The organism is Micrococcus sp. 140720015-1, from assembly GCF_053627595.1.
Genome location: NZ_JBSEYC010000007.1, coordinates 1 through 20,045, shown reverse-complemented (window position 1 = coordinate 20,045; position 20,045 = coordinate 1). Strand labels below are relative to the sequence as shown.

At 65.9% G+C, this 20,045-nt stretch carries 23 protein-coding genes, 1 tRNA gene, 1 pseudogene and 1 other annotated feature; of the genes and pseudogenes, 2 read left to right on the top strand and 23 right to left on the bottom strand.

All coding sequences use genetic code 11. The features are described 5' to 3' along the window. Positions 1 to 22: 22 nt before the first annotated feature. Positions 23 to 119 (bottom strand) — a sequence feature (AL1L pseudoknot). The 22 genes from ACUXPL_RS11585 to ACUXPL_RS11480 all read right to left on the bottom strand — a co-directional run bounded on the left by ACUXPL_RS11585 (position 77) and on the right by ACUXPL_RS11480 (position 17,226). Further along, complete coding sequence (locus ACUXPL_RS11585; protein ID WP_260446545.1) at positions 77 to 208, bottom strand: hypothetical protein; 132 nt, start codon at positions 206 to 208, stop codon at positions 77 to 79. (Overlaps the previous feature by 43 nt.) A gap of 249 nt (positions 209 to 457) precedes the next feature. Further along, a complete protein-coding gene (locus tag ACUXPL_RS11580; RefSeq protein WP_260446544.1) occupies positions 458 to 1,078 on the bottom strand; it encodes a class I SAM-dependent methyltransferase in 621 nt (206 codons plus the stop codon). A gap of 94 nt (positions 1,079 to 1,172) precedes the next feature. After that, complete coding sequence (locus ACUXPL_RS11575; RefSeq protein ID WP_185194547.1) at positions 1,173 to 1,742, bottom strand: GNAT family N-acetyltransferase; 570 nt, start codon at positions 1,740 to 1,742, stop codon at positions 1,173 to 1,175. Positions 1,743 to 2,592: 850 nt separating this feature from the next. Beyond that, positions 2,593 to 3,534 carry a cation diffusion facilitator family transporter gene (locus ACUXPL_RS11570; RefSeq protein ID WP_088477524.1) on the bottom strand — a complete coding sequence of 314 codons (942 nt, stop codon included), beginning with the start codon at positions 3,532 to 3,534 and terminating at the stop codon, positions 2,593 to 2,595. A 2-nt stretch (positions 3,535 to 3,536) separates the two neighbouring features. Next, on the bottom strand, positions 3,537 to 3,887 hold the full coding sequence (locus tag ACUXPL_RS11565) for an ArsR/SmtB family transcription factor (RefSeq protein ID WP_224356246.1): 351 nt from the start codon (positions 3,885 to 3,887) through the stop codon (positions 3,537 to 3,539). Between the two features lie 175 nt (positions 3,888 to 4,062). Beyond that, positions 4,063 to 4,692 carry a LysR substrate-binding domain-containing protein gene (locus tag ACUXPL_RS11560; protein WP_088477526.1) on the bottom strand — a complete coding sequence of 210 codons (630 nt, stop codon included), beginning with the start codon at positions 4,690 to 4,692 and terminating at the stop codon, positions 4,063 to 4,065. Continuing rightward, positions 4,641 to 5,123 carry a hypothetical protein gene (locus ACUXPL_RS11555; RefSeq protein ID WP_180971856.1) on the bottom strand — a complete coding sequence of 161 codons (483 nt, stop codon included), beginning with the start codon at positions 5,121 to 5,123 and terminating at the stop codon, positions 4,641 to 4,643. Before ACUXPL_RS11555 ends, ACUXPL_RS11560 begins: the two co-directional genes overlap by 52 nt. Positions 5,124 to 5,167: 44 nt before the next feature. Next, positions 5,168 to 5,241 (bottom strand) — tRNA-Cys (locus tag ACUXPL_RS11550). A gap of 15 nt (positions 5,242 to 5,256) precedes the next feature. After that, positions 5,257 to 5,775: a carboxymuconolactone decarboxylase family protein gene (locus tag ACUXPL_RS11545; RefSeq protein ID WP_088477527.1), complete on the bottom strand. Its 519-nt coding sequence runs from the start codon at positions 5,773 to 5,775 to the stop codon at positions 5,257 to 5,259. A 13-nt stretch (positions 5,776 to 5,788) separates the two neighbouring features. Beyond that, positions 5,789 to 6,154, bottom strand: coding sequence for an ArsR/SmtB family transcription factor (locus tag ACUXPL_RS11540; protein WP_088477528.1), 366 nt, complete (start codon positions 6,152 to 6,154; stop codon positions 5,789 to 5,791). 41 nt (positions 6,155 to 6,195) lie between these two features. Further along, a complete protein-coding gene (locus tag ACUXPL_RS11535) occupies positions 6,196 to 6,849 on the bottom strand; it encodes a hypothetical protein (protein WP_224356247.1) in 654 nt (217 codons plus the stop codon). A gap of 64 nt (positions 6,850 to 6,913) precedes the next feature. Continuing rightward, on the bottom strand, positions 6,914 to 7,219 hold the full coding sequence (locus ACUXPL_RS11530; protein WP_088477530.1) for a metal-sensitive transcriptional regulator: 306 nt from the start codon (positions 7,217 to 7,219) through the stop codon (positions 6,914 to 6,916). A gap of 10 nt (positions 7,220 to 7,229) precedes the next feature. After that, a complete protein-coding gene (locus ACUXPL_RS11525; RefSeq protein WP_227718676.1) occupies positions 7,230 to 9,131 on the bottom strand; it encodes a heavy metal translocating P-type ATPase in 1,902 nt (633 codons plus the stop codon). A gap of 406 nt (positions 9,132 to 9,537) precedes the next feature. Further along, complete coding sequence (locus tag ACUXPL_RS11520) at positions 9,538 to 10,137, bottom strand: YdhK family protein (protein ID WP_088477531.1); 600 nt, start codon at positions 10,135 to 10,137, stop codon at positions 9,538 to 9,540. Between the two features lie 97 nt (positions 10,138 to 10,234). Continuing rightward, positions 10,235 to 10,564: a ferredoxin gene (gene fdxA, locus ACUXPL_RS11515; protein ID WP_088477532.1), complete on the bottom strand. Its 330-nt coding sequence runs from the start codon at positions 10,562 to 10,564 to the stop codon at positions 10,235 to 10,237. Continuing rightward, positions 10,561 to 11,796, bottom strand: coding sequence for an MFS transporter (locus ACUXPL_RS11510; protein WP_135101183.1), 1,236 nt, complete (start codon positions 11,794 to 11,796; stop codon positions 10,561 to 10,563). Before ACUXPL_RS11510 ends, fdxA begins: the two co-directional genes overlap by 4 nt. A 45-nt stretch (positions 11,797 to 11,841) precedes the next feature. Beyond that, positions 11,842 to 12,987 (bottom strand): FAD-dependent oxidoreductase, encoded by a 1,146-nt coding sequence (locus tag ACUXPL_RS11505; protein ID WP_088477534.1) that lies wholly within the window; start codon positions 12,985 to 12,987, stop codon positions 11,842 to 11,844. A gap of 46 nt (positions 12,988 to 13,033) precedes the next feature. Next, a complete protein-coding gene (locus tag ACUXPL_RS11500; RefSeq protein WP_006214162.1) occupies positions 13,034 to 13,387 on the bottom strand; it encodes a metal-sensitive transcriptional regulator in 354 nt (117 codons plus the stop codon). Positions 13,388 to 13,453: 66 nt separating this feature from the next. After that, positions 13,454 to 13,618, bottom strand: coding sequence for a hypothetical protein (locus tag ACUXPL_RS11495; RefSeq protein ID WP_306462451.1), 165 nt, complete (start codon positions 13,616 to 13,618; stop codon positions 13,454 to 13,456). 140 nt (positions 13,619 to 13,758) lie between these two features. Then, positions 13,759 to 16,029: a heavy metal translocating P-type ATPase gene (locus tag ACUXPL_RS11490; protein ID WP_061873202.1), complete on the bottom strand. Its 2,271-nt coding sequence runs from the start codon at positions 16,027 to 16,029 to the stop codon at positions 13,759 to 13,761. A gap of 46 nt (positions 16,030 to 16,075) precedes the next feature. Then, positions 16,076 to 17,017 carry a hypothetical protein gene (locus ACUXPL_RS11485; RefSeq protein WP_061873203.1) on the bottom strand — a complete coding sequence of 314 codons (942 nt, stop codon included), beginning with the start codon at positions 17,015 to 17,017 and terminating at the stop codon, positions 16,076 to 16,078. Next, positions 17,017 to 17,226 carry a heavy-metal-associated domain-containing protein gene (locus ACUXPL_RS11480; RefSeq protein ID WP_006213359.1) on the bottom strand — a complete coding sequence of 70 codons (210 nt, stop codon included), beginning with the start codon at positions 17,224 to 17,226 and terminating at the stop codon, positions 17,017 to 17,019. The genes ACUXPL_RS11485 and ACUXPL_RS11480 overlap by 1 nt, the downstream gene beginning before the upstream one ends. A 625-nt stretch (positions 17,227 to 17,851) precedes the next feature. Between ACUXPL_RS11480 and ACUXPL_RS11475 the strand changes: the two genes are divergently transcribed. After that, positions 17,852 to 18,208: a hypothetical protein gene (locus tag ACUXPL_RS11475; RefSeq protein ID WP_061873204.1), complete on the top strand. Its 357-nt coding sequence runs from the start codon at positions 17,852 to 17,854 to the stop codon at positions 18,206 to 18,208. An 18-nt stretch (positions 18,209 to 18,226) separates the two neighbouring features. Here the strand turns inward: ACUXPL_RS11475 and ACUXPL_RS11470 are convergent, their stop codons facing one another. After that, positions 18,227 to 18,955 carry a formylglycine-generating enzyme family protein gene (locus ACUXPL_RS11470; protein ID WP_223246359.1) on the bottom strand — a complete coding sequence of 243 codons (729 nt, stop codon included), beginning with the start codon at positions 18,953 to 18,955 and terminating at the stop codon, positions 18,227 to 18,229. Positions 18,956 to 19,512: 557 nt separating this feature from the next. Here ACUXPL_RS11470 and ACUXPL_RS11465 point away from each other — a divergent pair. Beyond that, positions 19,513 to 20,045: pseudogene (locus ACUXPL_RS11465) on the top strand (transposase); the annotation flags it as partial.

Here is a 20,045-nt window from a genome sequence, read left to right as displayed (position 1 = left end):
CCACACTCCGTCGCGCTGAGCACGCGGCAGATGGCCTCGACCCCGAAACGCTCGCGGTGTTCGTCGATGAACGCGATCATCTCGTCGTGGGGCGGTCGAGTTCCGCTGCGAAAAAAGCCGAGGCCTTGCGCAGGATCTCGTTCGCGCGGCGCAGTTCGGGGTTCTCCCTGCGTAAGCGGCGCATCTCTTCAGACTCGTCGGTGCTCACCCCGGGAGCTTCGCCTCGATCGATGCGTCCCTGCCTCCACCAGTTCCGCATCGTATGAGGGGAGATCCCGCCGAGGGCTTCGCCTACGGCTACGCAGGCCCCCAGCCGGAGCACTGCTCGGCACGGATGCGTTCCTCGATGAGCTCCAGGGCTCGGGCCTTGAACTCGGGGGTGTACTTCTGGGGCATGATCCGATCCTCCTTGAGGAAGTAGATCGGAGCGAAACCCAGGGCGCTTCAGACGGACGAATCACTCACGGTCGGCCTCGATCCATCCGTGGAGACGCGCACCGGGATCTTGACGAGTCCCGCGATCGACCACGGTGAATCCTGCCGTGGTCAGTAGGCGTGAGAGCGCGTCGACCGGCCAGTGCCAGGCGGTGGTGATGGCATGGTCGAAGGGTTCGACCTCGTCTCCCGCGAAGAAGCCCAGCAGCATCGATCCGCCCGGACGCAACGACCGGTGTGCGTGCTCGAAGAGACGGGGCATCTCCGCCGGTGGCGTGTGGATGATGGAGTACCAGGCGAGGATCCCGTCGACGGCGGCCGTCGGCACAGTCTCGAAGGAGCCCCGCTCGACGCGCACCTCGGGGTGGGCGCGGCGCGCGTGGGCCACAAACTCCTCGACCGGCTCGATGCCCCTCACGTCATGGCCCAGGGAGTGCAGGTACGCGGTCCAGTGGGCCGGCCCGCAGCCGACATCTTCCAGAACCCCGCCCGTCCTCTGGGCCCACGCCTCGACCAGCCTCTTGTCGGCGTTGGCCACGGCGTCCATGCGCCCGAGCAGGTCCGCATACTCGACGGCGCGGGCGGCGTAGGCCTCTTGGACGGACGGGGAATGCGGCCGCATTCCGTCGGATTCTGCGGACATCACTCGCTCCTGCCGGCAGTCCAGTTGTCTTGAGCAAGCCTCAACACTGCGGCGCCGCGGCAAGGCAAGGGAACGAGGGAAGTCCGCTCCCCCGTCACCATGGCCGCCCCTGGAGGTCGATCTCCCCGGCCGGCCAAGGCCCCTTGGGGTTGCGTAATGGCATGATCAGCAGAGGGTCCCCCTGAGTGCTCTGTGATGGTTGTCCGTTGAGCCCAATGCAGCGTTCAGCTGCGACGATGCGCCGCCATCCACACGAGACGTAGAACGGCACCACGGACTCGTCGCACCCGAGATAACCGAACTCCGCATCGGAGTGGGCGCGCATGGAATCCACCGCTGCCCGCATCAGCCGCTGGCCCAGATGGTGGCCGCGCCCGCTCGGGGTGACCAGCACACCGCCCACGCCGGCAATCGTTAGAGGATGACCACCCACAGTGATCGAGCGGCGGGCCCATCCGATGTGCCCAACGGTCTGCGCGTCGAGGGTGGCGATGACGTGCATGTCATGGGGCGCATACCCGTACGGCTGGTCGGGATCCCATTCTCCGAAGTCCTCGAGGTATTCAGCAGCGAAGAGGCGGTTCAGGTCATCCAGCTGGCCAGGCGTCAGGTCGGCGTGCCAGCTCAGCTCGATCGTGGGCGACGAGGAAGGAGCCAGATCCATACGCCAATTCTCGCAGAGGGCTTGGACCCACGGCCCCTGAATGCGGCGGGGCAGGATCTACCCCGGCGTCAAGGGTTCAAGTGCTCACCCGGATATGAACCATATTCATGCGTTTCTGAACTCTTCGCTGCATCTCGACAGAAACGGCGGGAGCATTATTGTTGAGGACTGGTCTATGTCAAGGCCTGATGTAGAGATGCAGCGAAGATTTCACACGACACGCGGTGAACCCTTCTCGGAGCAAAACCTTCAGCGGGGTCTGTGAAATGTACCCCTCGGCCGCCGAGAGAGTCATCAACGCCCAGGGTCAGTACATCTAGCCGACCACCCTGACCGCTGCGTCGCGGACATGTCCCAGGCGCGCGCCTGACAGTGCGCTCATGCCGGGAAGGCGATTCTGAGGCCGTGCCACCTGCCGCTCGACTTCCGCCTCAGGCACCGGGTGCAGAGGAGTCACCTCTCGTGGTCGACGGCGGGCTATCAGTCGGGGATGCTCTCGCGTGCAGCCTTGCGAATCTGTGCTGAAGCGTGCTGCGAGGCAAAGGTCAGCAGTTGAGAAACAGCTGGCGGGCGTGAAGCAGGAACTGGTGACAGCTGATCGTTAGTGCCGGGAGGCTGAGGATGAGTCGTTGGCGGCCGTGCATCCGGTGAGCAGGAAAGCACCGACCACGACGGTGATTGCAGCGGTTTTCGTTCCGCCGTACTTCGGGAATGGCCTGAAGTTTTTCATGGGATTCCTTCCCGTGTCTGCCCGTGGTGCCAATTGGCCTTACTACCCCATAGGGGTAGTGCCTACCTGCGTGACGCGGAAGCGCCCCCGCCCGGAACGAGCCCGGGAGGGGCACTGCGTTCAGTCGTGCTTGCTGATTTCCGGTTCATGTTCGGCAATGTGCTCGGTCTCGATCTGGAAGGTCGAGTGATGGATGGAGACCTCGAAGTGTCCTGCGACGCAATCTTTGATCTCGTGGAGCGTCTGCGCGGCACGACCGTCGGTGAAACACTCGTCCTCGACGACGACGTGGGCGGTCAGGATCGGCAGGCCGGTCGCCACAGTGGAGGCGTGCAGGTCATGGACATCTTTGACATGGTCAAGTTCGAGGATGTGCGAACGCACCTTGTCGAGGTCGAGGCCCTTGGGAGTGAACTCCATAAGGACGCCAGTGGTCTCGCGCATGAGCTTGAACGCGCGAGGCACGATCAATGCGGCGATAAGCAGTCCGGCGATGGCATCGGCCTGCATGAACCCGGTCGTGGCGATGACGATCGCCGCGATGATCACTCCGAGCGACCCGAGGGCATCATTGAGAACTTCGAGGAACGCGGCACGCATGTTGAAGTTCGAGCCGCGGCTGGAGGCGAGGATGGTGATGGCGATGATGTTCGCGACCAGGCCGATGATGCCGAATATCAGCAGTTCGCTTGCGGGCACCTCCGGCGGCTCGAACAGTCGCCGGATGCCTTCGATGGCGGCGTAGGTGCCCACCGCCAGCAGCAGTGCCGACTGTCCGAGGGCTGCGATCACTTCAATACGCCGGAACCCCCAGGTGCGCTTGGAGTTGGCGGGCTTGAGCATCAGCGTCGCGGCGATCAGTGCGACCAGCAGGCCGGACGCATCGGTAATGGCATGGGCGGTGTCGGTCAGCAATGCGAGGCTGCCGGTGATGACCGAGCCCATGGCCTGGGCAACGACGATCGTCGCGGTGATCGAGAATGCGATCCAGAGTTTCTTGCGGAAATCTCCGGGGTGACCGGTCTCGCTGGCGGCGGGGCCGTGATTGTGTCCTGCGCCCATGTCTACTTCTTGTCCGTATCTGACGCGTGGTGGGTATGTGGGAGTCGCAGGTGCGTGCAGAGCAGGGCCTGCGTGCCGGTGGCATCGAGGAGGCGTTCGGCAGCGGCGATGAGGGTACGCAGGAGCTCGGACTGTGCCAGCGAGTACCAGGTGGAGCGCCCTTCCGGGCGCATCGTCGCCAGGCCGCACTCGACGAGGAAGCCGACATGCTTGCTCACCGTGGACTGGGCCAGGCCCATGTGCTCGACCAGGTCCCGGACCCGGTGCTCCCCGGAGGCGAGGTGCTGCACGATCGCTAACCTCGTCGGCTCCGCAAATGCCTGGAACAGGTGGGCGTACGCTACCGTCGCCACTTCGTCGAGGGTTGCCCCCTTCTCTTGAATCATCGCCATAAGCCGATCATATCGCTCTAGAGCGATATTGTCGAGTGTGATATGTCGCTCCGACGCGGAATGAAGCTCAGGGGTCCCGTCGCACCCGAGGATGGGCTACCTGGGGGATGGTCGGTCGCATAGCTGCAGTGGGAAGCTACGCCAGCTGACCATCGGCCCCGGTGGAGAGCAGGCGGGGTGGGGAGCCGATGTCGATGAGTCGGGTGAAGTAGTCCTGTGCGCAGGTGGCGACGACCCCCACCTGCGGGTGGCTCCTCCTCTGCCCTGGCCAGGTCAGCGCCACGGTCACCGGTGGGGCATCCTCGATGGGCAGATAGACCACCTCCGGCGCGCGGTGATTGTGCGTTGTCGCCTCTGCAGTGATGCCGATGGCGTCGCCGACAGCGATGCGGGTTAACCACTCGCCCGTGTTCGCCACCGAGATCGTGCGCGGCATGTGAGCAGTCGTACTCCACAGCTCCCCGGTGGCCGTCGGAGCGGTCGCGCAGACCGCCACCGGCCCGTCAGCGAGATCGGCTAGGGTCACCGACTCCTGCCGGGCACGGGAGTCGCTGCTCGTCACCGATACAACCAGGCGTTCGGTGAACAGCGGTAACCGCTCCAAACCCGGACCAATGGCACGTTTGGGTGGAGAAGAGCGGATGAGTGCGGCATCGATCGCCCCCGTCGCGCAGCGCCCAGATCGGGTCCGTCGGGCGACTGTATTCGATGAGCTCAGCGTGCCCGCGCTTCCATTCCTGGAACAGAGGCAAGGTGTGACGGCCAAAGCCGGCCCAGGCGCAACGGCACCAGGATGCGCAGTGAGGCCGTGGTGCGATCTTCCAGGTGAAAAGGCAGGTTTGAATCCGGTTCCGAGAAGGGCACATGGGCCTGGGTCCGACGATCAGACTCTGTTGTGAGCCGCGGCCCGCCCTCGCCCTCGCAACGTTCAAGTGAGTAGATCCTGGAACGGCCGAACTTCAGACGGATGCCGTAGCCGCCGTTGGGTCCGTCAGGCAGAAACTCTGCCCCCAATTCTTCGAGGGCGGCCCGCACACGCTCCTGCTTCTTCTCCGACAAGTCGTGTCGCCCCTTCTCGAAGTCGCGCAACTCTTCCTTGGTCACGTTGGCTTCGCGGGCGATATATTGGGCGCTCACCTTCACGAGGATGCGCGCGGCGCGTGTCATGTCCCCGTTGGAGATGTGCTGGCTCTCCATCACTCGCCTCCTGCGACGTGTGTCCTATTGGGCTCAGCGGGAAGTGGAGGTGCCTACGGGATTCGAACCCGTGTAAACGGTTTTGCAGGCCGCTGCCTATCCTCTCGGCCAAGGCACCAAGTCGCCGGCGAAGTCAGTCGCCCGGCGTGAGGCCAGCAACCAGGTTGAAGGCGCCGGTGAGAATGTTCAGCGACACGACCCCGACGACATCAGAGATCTCACGGTCGCTGTACCCGTATCCCCGAAGCTCGTCAATCTGCTCGTCGGTGATCGACGTAGGCTCACGGTAGACCTGGAGGCCGAGCGCGATCATCGCCGCGACCGGGCTGGTCATCGCCGTACCCTGCTGGGCGAGTGCGATCTCGTCATCGCTGACCCCGAGCGATCGTGCCGCGCTGATGTGCGAGGCCAGGCACATTCCGCATCCCTGCTTCGACTGCACGGCGATCGAAACGAGCTCGCTGACTTTACGGTCGAGCTTGGCGCGACGCATGGCTTTGCTCAGGTCGAGATAACCGCCGAGCACCGCCGGGGAGTGCGCCATCGTCGAGACCATGTCTCCGACCTGGCCGTGCCGCTCGACGAGATCGCCGAGCAAGTCTCGTGAGGCCCCCACTGCGGTCTCAGGGGTTAATCGGGAAAAACGGGGCATGATGCCTCCTCTGTCAGTTCGGTCGCAAGTTCGAGGTGGGAGAACCTGCACGAGTGCGTTCCTGCTGCTGATGTTCGGCATGGAAGATCGCAGCCTCAGCCAGCGCCCCGGCATGCACACCGTTCAATAGGTAGAAGTCGCGGGACTCGCGTCGCTGCCGACTCACGATCCCGGCCGACTCCAGGCGGTGAAGCTCGTGGGAGGTCTGGTCGACGGGAAGGTCGACGATGTCCGCCAGATGATTGGCAGAGACCTCGATGTCGCGAATGGCGAGGATCATCTTCACACTCACCAGATTCGCCAGCAACGCGAAGACTCCGACCGCCGCATTCAGATGCGGTGTGTCATACGTGGCGTGCGCGTGCTCAACCTCTTTCATAGTCATTAATACTACCCTATACCCCTATAGGGTATCAAGGGTTATTCAATCGATGTGACGGACTTGGAGACGCGTGGCCGGGTGCGGCGGATCGGGGTGAGGCCAGAGGCGACGGGTCCGCGCAGGAGCACGTGTCCAGTCGGGAGGGTCAACCGCGTCCAACGGCCGGCGGTTGAGATCGTGGCCCCGTTTCCTCGGCTGAGGAACCCGAAGACGTAGGCGGCGAACGCAACGCCTTGTGGCAGCGATGCGAGTGCCGTGTCCGGGGTGCCCCAGACCGTGCCCCGGATCTTGCGGACGACATCGTCGCCGGGTTTGTCGGGAAGTGCTTGGGCGACGGCCTCGATGCCGGCACGGGCGCTGCGCATCAGCGTCAGGCTGGTCACATCGGCAATAAGTCTCCACCCGTGTTGCGGGGGTTCGACGCTGGTCCAGGCGGGTGCCAGCGCGGTCTCCGGCAGCGCCAGGGTCAGGGGGTCGGCGGTCGCGGTCAGGGTGTCGACGGTGACGTCGCACTGCAGCTCGGGGTCGGAGCGGAGCGTGCGAAGGACGAGGATCGTAGGAGTGCGGTCGAGCGGGCCACGGGGCGTTAGCGCGGCTGCGGCCTGCAAGCGCACGCCATGGGCACCGGCCTGCGCGGCCCGCTGAGCGAAGGTGAGCGCGTCGCGGGCGGGCGGCGCGTCGGCGAGGATCAAGCGCGCTGGCATCCTGAGGGTTTGTGCCCGCCGTGTCCTGGAACGCGGTGGTCAGGGGCCGGGTTCAGGAGCGAACGAGCCGGTTGATGGCGTCGGTGGCTTCCTGGATCTTCTCGACGGCCGCCTCGTCGCTGAGCTTGGCGGCATCAAGCACGCAGTGCTTGAGATGGTCGTCGAGCAGACCAGTCGCGACCCCCTGGAGGGCACGGGTCAGGGCGGAGACCTGGGTGAGGATGTCGATGCAGTACTTCTCCTCATCGATCATCTTCGCGATCCCACGCGCCTGTCCTTCGATGCGCTTCATGCGGCCGAGATAGCGCTCCTTGTCGCTGATGTAGCCGTGCTGGTGGGAATCGTTATCGACAGACATGGGCATGTCCTTACTTCTGGCGCTCCAGGACGGAACGCGTGCTAGCTTCGGGTGTAAGGTCGATGCGCCGCAGCAGCTGGGCGTTGAGCGCGACAACCACGGTGGAGGCTGACATCAGGATCGCGCCGATCGACATTGGCAGGACGAGTCCCACCGGTGCGAGGATACCGGCCGCCAACGGCACCGAAAGAAGGTTGTAGCCGGCGGCCCACCACAGGTTCTGCTTCATCTTGCCGTATGCGCGTCGCGACAGCTGGATGATCGAGAGCACGCTGCGTGGGTCGGAACTGGCCAGGATCACCCCGGCCGAGGCGATGGCGACATCGGTGCCAGCGCCGATCGCGATGCCGACATCGGCCTGCGCCAGAGCCGGGGCGTCGTTGACGCCGTCGCCGACCATCGCGACCCTCTTGCCCTCTTCCTGCAGCTGGGAGACCTTCGCGGACTTGTCCTCCGGGCGCACGCCGGCGAAGACGCGGTCGATGCCGAGCTCCTTGCCGACCTCGTTCGCGACCGCCTCGGCATCGCCGGTGATCATGACGACCTCGACGCCGAGGGCGTGGAGGGCGTCGACGGCGTAGCGGGATTCTGGCCGGACCTCGTCGGCGAGCCTCAGCCCGCCGACCACCTGGCCGCCGCGGAGAACGTGCAGAATGATCGCGCCCTCGGAGCGCCATGCCTCGGCCGTGCCGACCTCGTGCTGACCGGTCTCCTCGAGCAGCCGGGGCCCGCCGACGCGGACCTCCTGGCCGGAGACGGTCGCAGTGACGCCGACGGCGGGCGAGGATGAGAAGCCGCTGGCCTGCTGGAGGGCAAAACCCTTGTCCTTGGCGGCGGTGACGATGGCCTTGGCGAGCGGGTGCTCGCTGTCGGCCTCGGCCGAGGCAGCGAGGGCGAGGACCTGGTCGGCGTCGAGTTCGCCGGTCGGCTCGACGCCGGTGACGGTGGGCTCGCCCTTGGTCAGCGTGCCGGTCTTGTCGAACAGGACCGCGTCGACCTGCCGCATGGACTCCAGCGCCAGGCGGTCCTTCACTAGGACGCCGCCGCGGGCGGCTCGCTCGGTGGCGATGGAGACGACCAGCGGGATCGCCAGGCCGAGGGCGTGGGGGCAGGCGATGACGAGCACGGTGATGGTGCGCACGACGGCCTCGTCGGGCATGCCGATGAGCGTCCAGACGACCGCAGTGACCAGCGCCGCGCCAAGAGCGAACCAGAACAGCCAGGCCGCGGCCTTGTCGGCGATCCGCTGGGCGCGGGAGGATGAGTTCTGCGCCTCGGCGACGAGCCGGTTGATGCCGGCCAGGGCGGTGTCGTCACCGGTGGCGGTGATCTCCACCCGCAGGCCGGAGTCGGTGGCGACGGTGCCGGCGGTGACGGTCTGGCCCTCGCCGCGAGAGACCGGGCGGGACTCGCCGGTGATCATGGACTCGTCCATCTCGGCGCGGCCGTCGACGATGGTTCCGTCAGCCGGGACGCTGCCGCCGGGGCGCACGAGGACCACGTCGCCCACGTCGAGGTCGGCTGGGGCCACCTTGACGACGTTCTCGCCCTCGACGCGCTCGGCCTCGTCTGGCAGCAGTGCCGCCAACGAGTCGAGCGCCGAGGTGGTCTGGGCCAGGGAGCGCATCTCGATCCAATGGCCCAGCAGCATGATTACGATCAGCAGCGCCAGTTCCCACCAGAATTCGAGCTCATGATGGACGAGCCCGAGCGTGGCGGCCCAGGAAGCGAAGAAGGCCACCGTGATCGCCAGAGCGATGAGCAGCATCATCCCGGGCTTGCGGGACTTCAACTCGCTGACGGCACCGGTGAGGAAGGGCCTGCCGCCCCAGACGTACATGACGGTGCCCAGTGCCGCGGCGACCCAGCCCGCCCAGCCGGGGACCTCGTAGCCCAGCAGCATGGCGAACATCGGTGAGAGGGCGACCGCGGGGATGGCGATGACGAGGTTGATCCAAAACAGTCGGCGGAACTGGCCAACGTGGTCCCCGTGCCCGCCATGGCCGCTGTGATCTCCGTACCCACCGTGCTGGGCATGCTCATCGTGGCCGCCGTGCTCGTCGAGGCCCGTGTGGCCTGAGTGCTGCCCGTGGTCCATGGCGTGGCCCTGATGCCCGGTGTGCTGACCCTCGCGCGTGCCGTGCGCATCCGCCGAGGCGTGCGCGGACACAGACCCGTGGTGATGCTCGCCGTGGGCGGGTGTATCGGTTTCGTGACCGTGATGCTGTTGTGAGTTCGGGTCCGTCATGATTCCTCTCCTCCGTCATCGAGCCAGGCCGATTGCCGCTCACCCGGTGGCCGGGCAAGCGAACGTCGGCTCAGGACGCTGGTTGGATCTCGCTCTCGACGACCCACTTGTGGTTCGTCATCTTCATGCCGTCCGTCTCGTAGTCGACCATGTAGACCGTCTCATCGGTGGACGAAGCAATGATGGCCTTTACGCCTTCCATGCCTTCCATGTGCTCGGCGAGCAGAGTCACCTCTGTGCCGTCGGCCAGGCGCGCGTCGCCGGCATCCTCAATTTCTTCCTGCACGACCCACTTGTGATCAGTGACGGGGTCGCCGCCACCTGCGGGCGTGTAGTTCACGGAGTACGTGTACGTGTCGAATGCGCCGGAAATCGTTGCTGTAGCCCCTTCCATGCCTTCCATGTGGTCGGCCGTGAGCTGCACCTCGGTACCGACAGGGTAGGTGGGCTCACTGGCTTCGGCGATACCCTCGGGTGCCGGTCCGCCGTCCATCGGGTGCTCCATCTCTTCATCACCGCTTTCTGCGTTGTTGCCGCCGTGGCCCTGATGCTCCTCAGTAGCCGAGGGGTCGGTCTGCTGGTTGTCGTCTGCTCCGCTGGCGCAACCGGCGAGCACGAGCGCCACTCCGAGGGCTCCCGCTGCCAGTCCTGTTCGCAGTCTCCTCTGCATGTCATTTCCTTTCATCAATATGCCTACCCTATACCCCTAGGGGGTACTAGTCAAGACTTGTGTGTTGTGTCGGTATGGATCAATCGGAAACCCCTTCTCAGAGGGTCTGCTCGTGTTGGATGGGCAATGCGGCGATGAGGGGATGGTCGAAGCCCGTCGGTCCGGTCTTCGCGGCTCCTCCGGGAGAACCCAACTCGTCGAAGAACTCGACGTTGGCCTTGGAGTAGTCAGACCATTCGTCGGGCAGGTCGTCTTCGTAGTAGATGGCCTCGACGGGGCAGACCGGTTCGCAGGCTCCGCAGTCGACGCATTCGTCGGGGTGGATGTAGAGCGAGCGTTCGCCCTCGTAGATGCAGTCGACAGGACATTCGTCGATGCAGGCGCGGTCCTTGACGTCCACGCAGGGAAGCGCGATCACGTAGGTCATGGCTGCTCCTCTCGGTCGGGTGCGGATCGGCGGTGAGAGCCGGTGGGAGGCTCGGGGAAGTCGTCAGCCTCTGCCGGGCCTGCGGCCGGGTGCGGGATGCGCAGGCGCAGGACGGTGGCGACGAGGCTGAGGGCGATGATGATCGCACCGAGGATCGTCATCGTCCCCGACAGGGTGAGCACCGGCACGAGCAATCCGGCGACGATGGTGGGCACGCCGAATGCCAGGTAGGCAACTGTGTAGATCACAGCCATCACGGCGGCGCGTTCCGACGATGCCGTGTGGGGCATGAGTGTGCGCAGTACCCCGAGGAACGCTGTGCCGAACCCGGAACCGACGATCGCGACCGAGGCGACATAGGCTGGGTAGGAACCGAGTGCGAGGGCGCCGATGCTCACTGCGGTGCCGAACGCCAGGGCACTGGTCGCATACAGGCTGATGGTGCGGGCGGAACGCCGCTGTAGGACGGAGGAGGCGGTGACTCCGGAGATCGCCAGTGCGAAGAGGACGATCCCAGCTTGGGTGTGCGTGGAGCCCCCAAGCTCACTGCCGACGAGGTCGGCTCCGAGCGCAAGGAAGAGTCCGTTGGTCGCCCACCCGGCGATGATCACGGGCACTCCGACGGTGAACATGCGGCGTAGGTGCGGTGGCACGGTGAACCGCGGACGGAGGTCGCCACGTCGTATCTGGGTCTTCGGGACCAGTTCCGGTGTGCTCCACACGACCGTTGCCACGATGAGGAAGGCAAGCACGAGCGACCCGAAGACGGCAGTTGTCGGTTCGGAGGTGAGATCGAGGAGAAGTGCAGCACCGAGAGCCCCGGCCCCAAGGCCAATCATCGGGCCGATCGTGTTCCACAGGGCTGCGATGTTCCGATGTGACGGGGACTCGAAGTCGATCATCATCGCCGACAGCGCCGGGATCAGCAGACCCGCTGCGAGCCCTTGCAAGGCTCGGGCGACCAGGAGCGCCGCGAGGCTACCGGCGAACCAGAACATGGCCACGCTCAGCGCCAGCGCCAAAGAACCGGCGGCCACGACCGGACGTCGGCCGACGTGGTCGGAGAGTGGTCCGAGGTAGAGCAGCGCGGCCAGGAGGGTGAAGGTGTAGACCGCGAACACGAGTGTGGTGGCGACGGGGATGAGTCCGAGCCGTTCGGCGATCTGGGGATAGAACAAGGACGGCGCGCTGGCAGCGGCCATCATGAGAATGGTCGCTGCCAGCGAGAGCACGAAGCCCCACCGTGGGATCTGCCTAATACAGTCTCCCGCCATTGCCTATGCCCGCACGCCGTGGAGCTGCTGCCCCCACTGGTAGACGGTGCCGACTGCGTCGATGCCAGTGACGCCGACGACGATGCCGTCGATCTCGTGGCGGACGATGAACTCCTCACCCGCTTCCAGGTGGGCGTCTGCGCCGGCTGTGTACCCGACTCCGGAGATCATCTGACCGTAGACCATTGCCATGTAAGGGCTGCGTGGCAGGTAGGCGCCCGGATCGTCGCTAACGCCGAGGTCGTGCAATGCGGCCCGCGCGGCATGCGCACCCTGTGCGGCGGCGTCTTCCCAATGGTCGATGCGCCAGGCGTCCAGTGCTTCGTCGTGGTGCGTGGCCACGCCTCCGGCTGCGTAGACGTGGTCTGCCGCGGCGCGGAGGTGATCGTCGACGTCGATACCGTTCGTCCACGGTGACGGGGCTGCGGGCGTCGTGCCGAGCGCGAGGAGAAGGAAGTCAGCCACGACGGGATTTCCGTCGTTGAGGGTGATGGTGACACCGGATTCTGTTTCGTCGACATGCTGGAGAGTGCGACCGAATCGGGCCTGCACCTTGGCGGCATGGTCGGCGGCGAGGCGCTCAGCCACGGGCGCCCCAAACGCTCCGACGCCGGGAACTGAACTGCGGGAGACCAGCGTGACCATGTGTCCGTCGGCTTGCAGAGACGAGGCCGTCTCGGCTGCGATGATTCCACCGCCGTAGATCGCTACCCGCGCGGGTCGCCCCAGTCCGGTCAGCAGCTTTCGGATGCCCAGGGCATCCCCCACGGAGTGAAGAGCGGTGACCCGCCCTTGTCCGGCGTCGTCGCCGCCGAACACGTCAGCGGGCAGGGAGCGGGGCATGCTCCCGGTCGCGACGATGAGCGCGTCGTAGGAGACTTGTGCGCCGGAGGTCAACTGGGCCTGCTTCGCCGAGGTATCGACTTTAAGCACGGTGTCGGCGATGACCTCGATCTGAGGCAGCGGGAGCTTGATCATCTCCGGCGGTGTCTGACCGAACGCGATTCCCTTGATGAGCATCCGCGTATAGGGCGTCTCCCCGGTGCGGGTCACCAGCGTCACCCGGACATCGTCGCGTGAGGCGAGAGTGCGGGCGGCTGCGGCCCCGGCTGCTCCCGATCCGAGGATGAGGACGTGCTGTGGGGTCATAGAAGAACTCCTGGATGCTGGTCGTGATCGAACTGATGCGCCGGCGTCAGGAGCGCACGAGGCGGGCGATGGCCTCGGACGCCTCGCCGAGCCTCTGCTCGCTGACTGGTCCGCCGGCGAGTGCGGCGTCGAGGACGCAATGCTTGAGGTGATCGTCGAGCAGGCCGAGGGCGACGTTTTCGAGTGCCCTGGTGACTGCGGAGATCTGGGTGAGGATGTCGATGCAGTAGCGGTCCTCGTCGACCATCCGATCGATGCCGCGGATTTGGCCTTCCAGGCGGCGCAGGCGATTGCGGTACTTCGTCTTATCGCTGATGTATCCGTGGACGGACGCGTCGCCGTCGCCTCCTGCGGGGCAGGTGTCGAGATGGGTTTCGGTGGTGGGAGTCGTAGTGGTCATGTCGGCTCGCTCCGATCAGGTGGCGGGGTGCCGCAGCGGTGCCGCGGCACCCCGCACGCTGGTGGATTACGCCATGTTGGCGGCGTACTTGGCTGGGTCCGAATCGAACGCGGGCCCACAGCCAGCGCAGCAGAAGTAGTAGCGCTCATCCTCGAAGTCGCGGTAGAGGCCGGCGGCCTCGGCGGTCTTCTTGCTGACCGGGGTGCCGACCATGACCGGGCAGGTAGTCATGTCATCGGCGCCCCCGCCAAGAAGGTTCTCGCGTCCACCGTTCTCCACGGCCGGGTTGGTCTCGTTCGTGCTGCAGCAGCTGCTCATTCTCTGGTGTTCCTTCGTTATTGGATTCGTGTGGATGGGTGGGTTCTCGTACGTCACTTCGAGGCGACGCTCGTGAACCCGCGCAGGCGGAGGCTGTTGCCGACGACGAAGACGCTGGAGAACGCCATCGCCGCACCTGCGAGCATGGGGTTGAGCATGCCGAGCGCAGCGACCGGGATCGCGGCGGTGTTGTAAGCGAATGCCCAGAACAGGTTGGTCTTGATCGTCGACAGGGTCTTCCTGGACAGGCGGATCGCGTCGACGGCGGCCCGCAGGTCACCGCGCACGAGCGTGATGTCGGAGGCCTCGATCGCGACGTCCGTGCCGGTGCCCATCGCGAGGCCCAGGTCGGCCTGCGCGAGCGCGGGGGCGTCGTTGACGCCGTCGCCGACCATCGCGACGATCTTGCCCTCTTCCTGGAGGCGGGTGACGACGTCGACCTTGTCCTTGGGTAGCACTTCGGCGATGACCTCGTCGATGCCGACCTCGGACGCGATCTGGCGGGCCACGGCCTCGTTGTCACCGGTGAGCAGCACCGGGGTCAGGCCGATCTCCTTGAGCCCGCGGATCGCCTCGGCGCTCGTGGGCTTGACGGTGTCGGCGACGACCAGGATGCCACGCGCAGCACCGTCCCAGCCGATCGCGACGACCGTCTTGCCCTCGCCCTCGGCCTGGGCCTTCGCCTGTGCGACCTCCGGAGAGAGCTTCTGCGACCAGTCCGCCAGCAGAGACTCGCGGCCGACGACGACCGGGGTCCCCTCGACGATGCCCTGCACGCCCTTGCCCTCGACATTGGCGAAGTCCTCTGGAGTAGGCAGCTGGCCGACTTCCTGGGTCGCGCCCTTGGCGATCGCCTGCGCAATCGGATGCTCGGAAGAGTCTTCCAGTGCACCGGCGAAACGCAGCAGCTCCGCACGATCCACACCGGGCTCAGTGATCACGTCGGTCAGAGTCATCTTGCCGCTGGTGACGGTGCCGGTCTTATCGAGCACGACGGTGTCGACCTTGCGAGTGGACTCCAGCACCTCCGGACCCTTGATGAGGACGCCCATCTGCGCACCGCGCCCGGTGCCGACGAGCAGCGCGGTCGGGGTTGCCAGACCCAGCGCGCAGGGGCAGGCGATGACGAGCACGGCGACCGCTGCGGTGAACGCGGCGGCGACGGGGAACCCGCCTCCCAGCCAGGCGCCGAGGGTGATGAACGCGACGACGATGACGATCGGCACGAAGATGCCGGAGATGCGATCGGCCAGACGCTGCACCTCGGCCTTGCCGGTCTGCGCGTCCTCGACGAGCTTCGCCATCTGTGCGAGCTGTGTGTCCGAACCCACACGAGTCGCCCGCACGACCAGGCGGCCGCCGGCGTTGACGGTGGCACCGGTGACCGAGTCGCCCTCGCGGACCTCGACCGGCACGGACTCGCCGGTGAGCATCGAGGCGTCCACCGCGGAGGAGCCGGAGGTCACGAGACCGTCGGTGGCGATCTTCTCGCCTGGACGGACGATGAACTCGTCGCCGACCGCCAGCTCAGAGGTGGGGATCTTCACCTCTACGCCGTCGCGGAGTACGGCGACTTCCTTCGCGCCCAGCTCCAGGAGGGCGCGCAGCGCGGCCCCGGCCTGGCGCTTGGATCGCTTCTCGAAGTAGCGGCCGGCGAGGATGAACATCGTCACGCCCGCGCCGACTTCGAGGTAGATGTTCGCCGCGCCATCCGACGGAGCGATCGTGAACTCGAAGGGGTGCGTCATGCCGGGAGTGCCGGCAGTGCCGAGGAAGAGCGCGTAGAGCGACCAGAGCAGTGCGACGGAGGTGCCCATCGAGATGAGCGTGTCCATCGTCGCCGCACCGTGCTTGAGGTTTGTCCACGCCGCCTTGTGGAACGGCCAAGCTCCCCAGATGATCACCGGTGCGGCCAGGGCGAGTGAGGCCCACTGCCAATACGTGAACTGCAGCGCGGGGATCATCGCCATCGCGATTACGGGAACAGTGAGCACGATCGCGCCGATCAGCCGATGCCGCAGCGAGGTGAGCTCACTGTCTTCCTCCTCCCCGGCCTCGGTCTCCGACGTGTTCGCCGTAGTGTCCTTGGGCTTGGGCAGTGCGGCCGTGTACCCGGTCTTCTCGACCTCGGCGACCAGCAGTGACGGATCGTAGCCGGCAGGCACGGTGACCTTAGCCTTCTCAGTGGCGTAGTTGACGGTGGCCGCGACGCCATCGAGCTTGTTCAGCTTCTTCTCGATCCGGTTCGCGCAGGAGGCGCAGGTCATCCCGCCGATCTCCAACTCGATGTCCGGCCCACCCGTTGGGGGCGCTGATGTGCTCATCCTCTTCCTTCTTTCTCAGCTCTCGTGCGACGCCGGGCCCTGCGGGTCAGTGGCCGTCGGAATGCGAATCGTCTGTCTTCGTGCCGTCACCATGCTCGGCGTCGATCACGAACTCGGCGGTGTGCACCTGCCCGTCGACCTGGAAGTCCAGGTAGAGCAGGTAACGGTCGGCGGTCGGGGCCTCCGCTGCGAATCCGATGTCGGGTCCGGCCGTGTCCCCGGCCTGGGGCTGGTCGCCCTCGGCGTGGACGTGCAGGTAGGCGAGGTCACCCTCGCGCAGCGCCACTAAGTGGCCGAACGCGCCCAGGTAAGGCTCCAGCGTGGTCACCGGCTGACCGTCACGCTCGACCGAGATGGTGAGCTCGCTTGAGGTGCCCGCAGTGAGGTCGCCGTTGAGGGAGACGGTGTATCCGTCGACCTCGTCGGTGGGCTGCGCCTCGGTCTCGACAGGGGTGAAGTCGCCCGCGACCTCGATTGCGCGGGTGAGAGTGATGCCTTCGGCTTCCTCGCCCGCGGGTGTGAAGTCGGCGTACACGCGGTAGGTGCCCGCCTCGTCCCAGGTCCACGGCACCGACCAGGTGCCTGTGCTCGTGTCGAGTTCGGGGTGCACGTGCTGGAAGCCGGCGCCGTCGGTGCGCACGGCGATCAGGTGCAGGTCCTTCTCGTGCGCGGTGGTGTATTCGGTCACCGGTTCGCCGGACTCGTCGAGGATCTGGAAGCTCAGGTCTCCATCCTCGCCTGCGGCCGTGGGGGCCTGGACCGGAGAGAGCACGAAGCCGTCCGCGCTTGCGGAGACCCCGTTCAGAGCGGGCTCCGCGGTTTCCTGCGCAGCGTCGCCGTGCCCTTCACCGTGTGCGTTCACGCCGCTTCCTTCTGCCCATGCTGCTGCGAAGCTATCGGGAATGACGGCGCCGGCGAGGCCGAAGGCCCCGCCGAACGCCACCACCAACCCGGCCCCGTAGAGCGCGAGCCGTCCTCCGGCCTTCATCAGACGCGCACCGCCGAGTAGCCGGCCTCCTCGACCGCCGCGAGGACCTTGGCGTCGTCGATCTCGCCCTCGGCGGTGACGTTGAGCTTGCCGGTCTGCGCGCTGACTTGGATGTCCTGGACGCCGGGGATCTCGCTGACCTCCTCGCGGATCGACATCTCGCAGTGGCCGCAGGTCATGCCCGTCACCTGGTAATCGTTCGAAGCCATCAGGTGTCCTCCTTGTATGTCGGGTTGTACGTCGGGAGTACCCCTACCGGGTACGTGTACTAGTCAAACGTATACCCATGTCAGGTATTCCGCAAGGAGGGAGGCGATCGTGTGAGCTGCATTGCGCAAGTGCTGCAAACAATGGTTGGAGCGTCCGAGGTGTGCCTTGTGGTGCACCGATGCTGCGGGGCGATCCGCTGGGTTCTGGCGCTGCGCGTCGGAGAGTAGTGACCCCTCGGCTCATCAGAACCGTGGACTGCCTTGCCGCATCGACGAAGGCAGCGAAGACTGGTACGAAACCGACTCGCGCCCAGACCCGTCAGTGAGTGGGGTCAACGCTCGGGAAGCGCGGTGCCGGAGACCCCAGGCAGGGGTCTCTGACGGTGACCCTGGTGAAGGCGCGCGGGCGCAGCAGCACGGGGACAGTCAGTGGCCGGGCCGATCCCGTGGAGGACGTCGTCACCCTCGGGGTTGTCGAGATGCAGCAAAGACTGCACGCGACTCGCCGTGAACCGTTCGGAGAGGGGGCGGGATCCGGTGTGTGAGGGAGCCTGGCCGGACGCCCCTGCCGTGCTGGGGCGGGGAGCAGGCTGGGGTATCGAGTCGACAACTCTAGGCTGTCACCGTGACCACTGTTTTAGATCACCTCCGCGCTGATGACCGCGAGCACGTCGGGTACATCGAGATGACCGACGAAGGCCTCTTCATCCCCTACGACCTCCTGCGTCGGCGATGCGGTGAACCCATGGAGTCGACCGAGGCCGAAGAACTGCTTGACACCGTCGGTTTGCAGGCGTTGGGCGAACAGTGGCTGCTTCGCACCGAGGGTGACGCATGGGTGCCCGTGGGCATCCAGGAGTTCTCACGAGAGGCCGTCACAGTGGCGCCGCGGCTCGATGACAGGGCGGTGGCCAAGGCGCCGGATCTCACCGCGACGGTGATGTTGTCGTTGCCGACGGATCGGCTCCGTTCCGCCGAATGAGGCTGGGCGGTTCCCTTCTCAGGCGAAGATCTCCCGCAAGGGTGTCCACCCCACGGGAAGCGGCCCGCAGATGGCGGCTCGTTGCCTGTCTGCCTCATGGGACCAGCCCTGAGCTTGTCCCGGGCTGCCGACCAGACCCCGGGCCAGGCGGAGTCCCACGTCCTCCAGGACGGCGTCCGGGGCGCTGCCCCGGCGCACTGAGGCGCGCACGCTCCAGGGTTCATCCGCCCAGCCACCCCCGCGCAGACTGCGGTAGTCGCCGTAGCGGGCGGGATCGGCGTAGTCCCAGCACCATTCCCAGATGTTGCCGAGCATGTCGTGCAGACCGTGCGGGTTGGCTTTCTTCATGCCGACGGGCTGGGGGCCCTCAAGGTGGTCGAGGCTGGTCCAGGCGATGTCTTCAAGCGGCCCGTAGGTGGGCGAGGTCGTTCCGGCGCGGCAGGCGTACTCCCACTCGGCCTCGGTGGGCAATCGGTACCCGTCAGCGCTCGTGTTCCAGGTGACGGAGCGTCCGTCCCCAGCATGCGTGTAGGCCGGCTGCAGCTCTTCAGCATTGGATAGCTCGTTGCAGAGGTTGATGGTCTCGAACCATGTCAGAGGCGTGAGCGGGCGTCCGGTGCTCCGGTCACGGAGGGGGTGCACGGCCATCTCGAAGGGCTCCAGTTCCACATCCCGTGTGGTCCCGCGACGGGCGTCACGCAGGGTGATTTTTCCCGAAGACAGGGTGGCCATGGAGGGCTGGTTCATGGCGTCAGCGTCGCACACGGGCTGACTGGAGAACCACGAGCTGCACCCGGACAGGGTTCAACTGTCAATACCTAAGTGGCTCGTGGTCGTATGAAACATATTTGCGCGTTTGTGAAATCTTCGCTGCATCTCGACAGAGGCGCTAGAACGTGTATGAATCAAATTGGCGCGTTTGTAGAGATGCAGCGAAGAGTTCATACGACACGCGGCGAACAGTTCCAAAATCGAGGAGGGACGCTGTGGTGTGAACGGTCAGCGCACCAGTCTCCACCTCCGGTATTTCGGTGGGTGGGCAGGTTGATGCGTCAGGCGGAGTCGGGGAGTCGGGTCTAACACGGCTTCGTCCTCGGAGGGTGGACGCTTGGGTGTGTGCTCCTACACCGTCAACGACCACTCACACCCGGCATCGAGGTAGTGGTCTCGAGACGCTGGATGTGCCGGTTGGGACTGCTGAAGGTTCGGCCGACGACGTATTGGGCTGACCCCGTTTCGTAGGTCCAGTCGTTATGAGAGTCGTCCTGTTGCCCGCGGTCGCGGGCAGGGAGACTGGTCAGATCATGACGAACAGCAGGAAGCGTCACACCCCCGAGCAGGTCGTCCGTAAGCTCGGGCAGGCCGACAGGATGCTCGCCGATGGTCAGGACGTCGCGGCGGTGTGCCGGGAGCTCGGGGTGTCCGAGCAGACGTACTACCGGTGGCGGAACCAGTACGGCGGCCTCAAGGCCGACGACGCAAAGCGCCTGAAGGAGCTGGAGAAGCAGAACGCGACCCTGAAGCGTCTGCTCGCGGAAGCGGAGCTGGAGAAGGCCGCGCTCAAGGAGCTGGCTGAGGGAAACTTCTAAGCCCGGACAGGCGCCGCGCCGCCGTCGGTCACCTCAAGCGCAAGTTGCGGGTGAGCGAACGGATGGCGTGCCGTCTGGTCGGGCTGAGCCGCTCCGCGTACCGGCGACCGCTCAAGGGCGACACGGTCGCGGACCCGGATCGGGCGCTCAGGGAGTGGCTGCGCGCCTGGGCGAAGGACCATCCCCGCTACGGGTATCGGCGGGCGTATCACGACGCCCGCGCCGAGGGGTGGGTGGTGAACCACAAG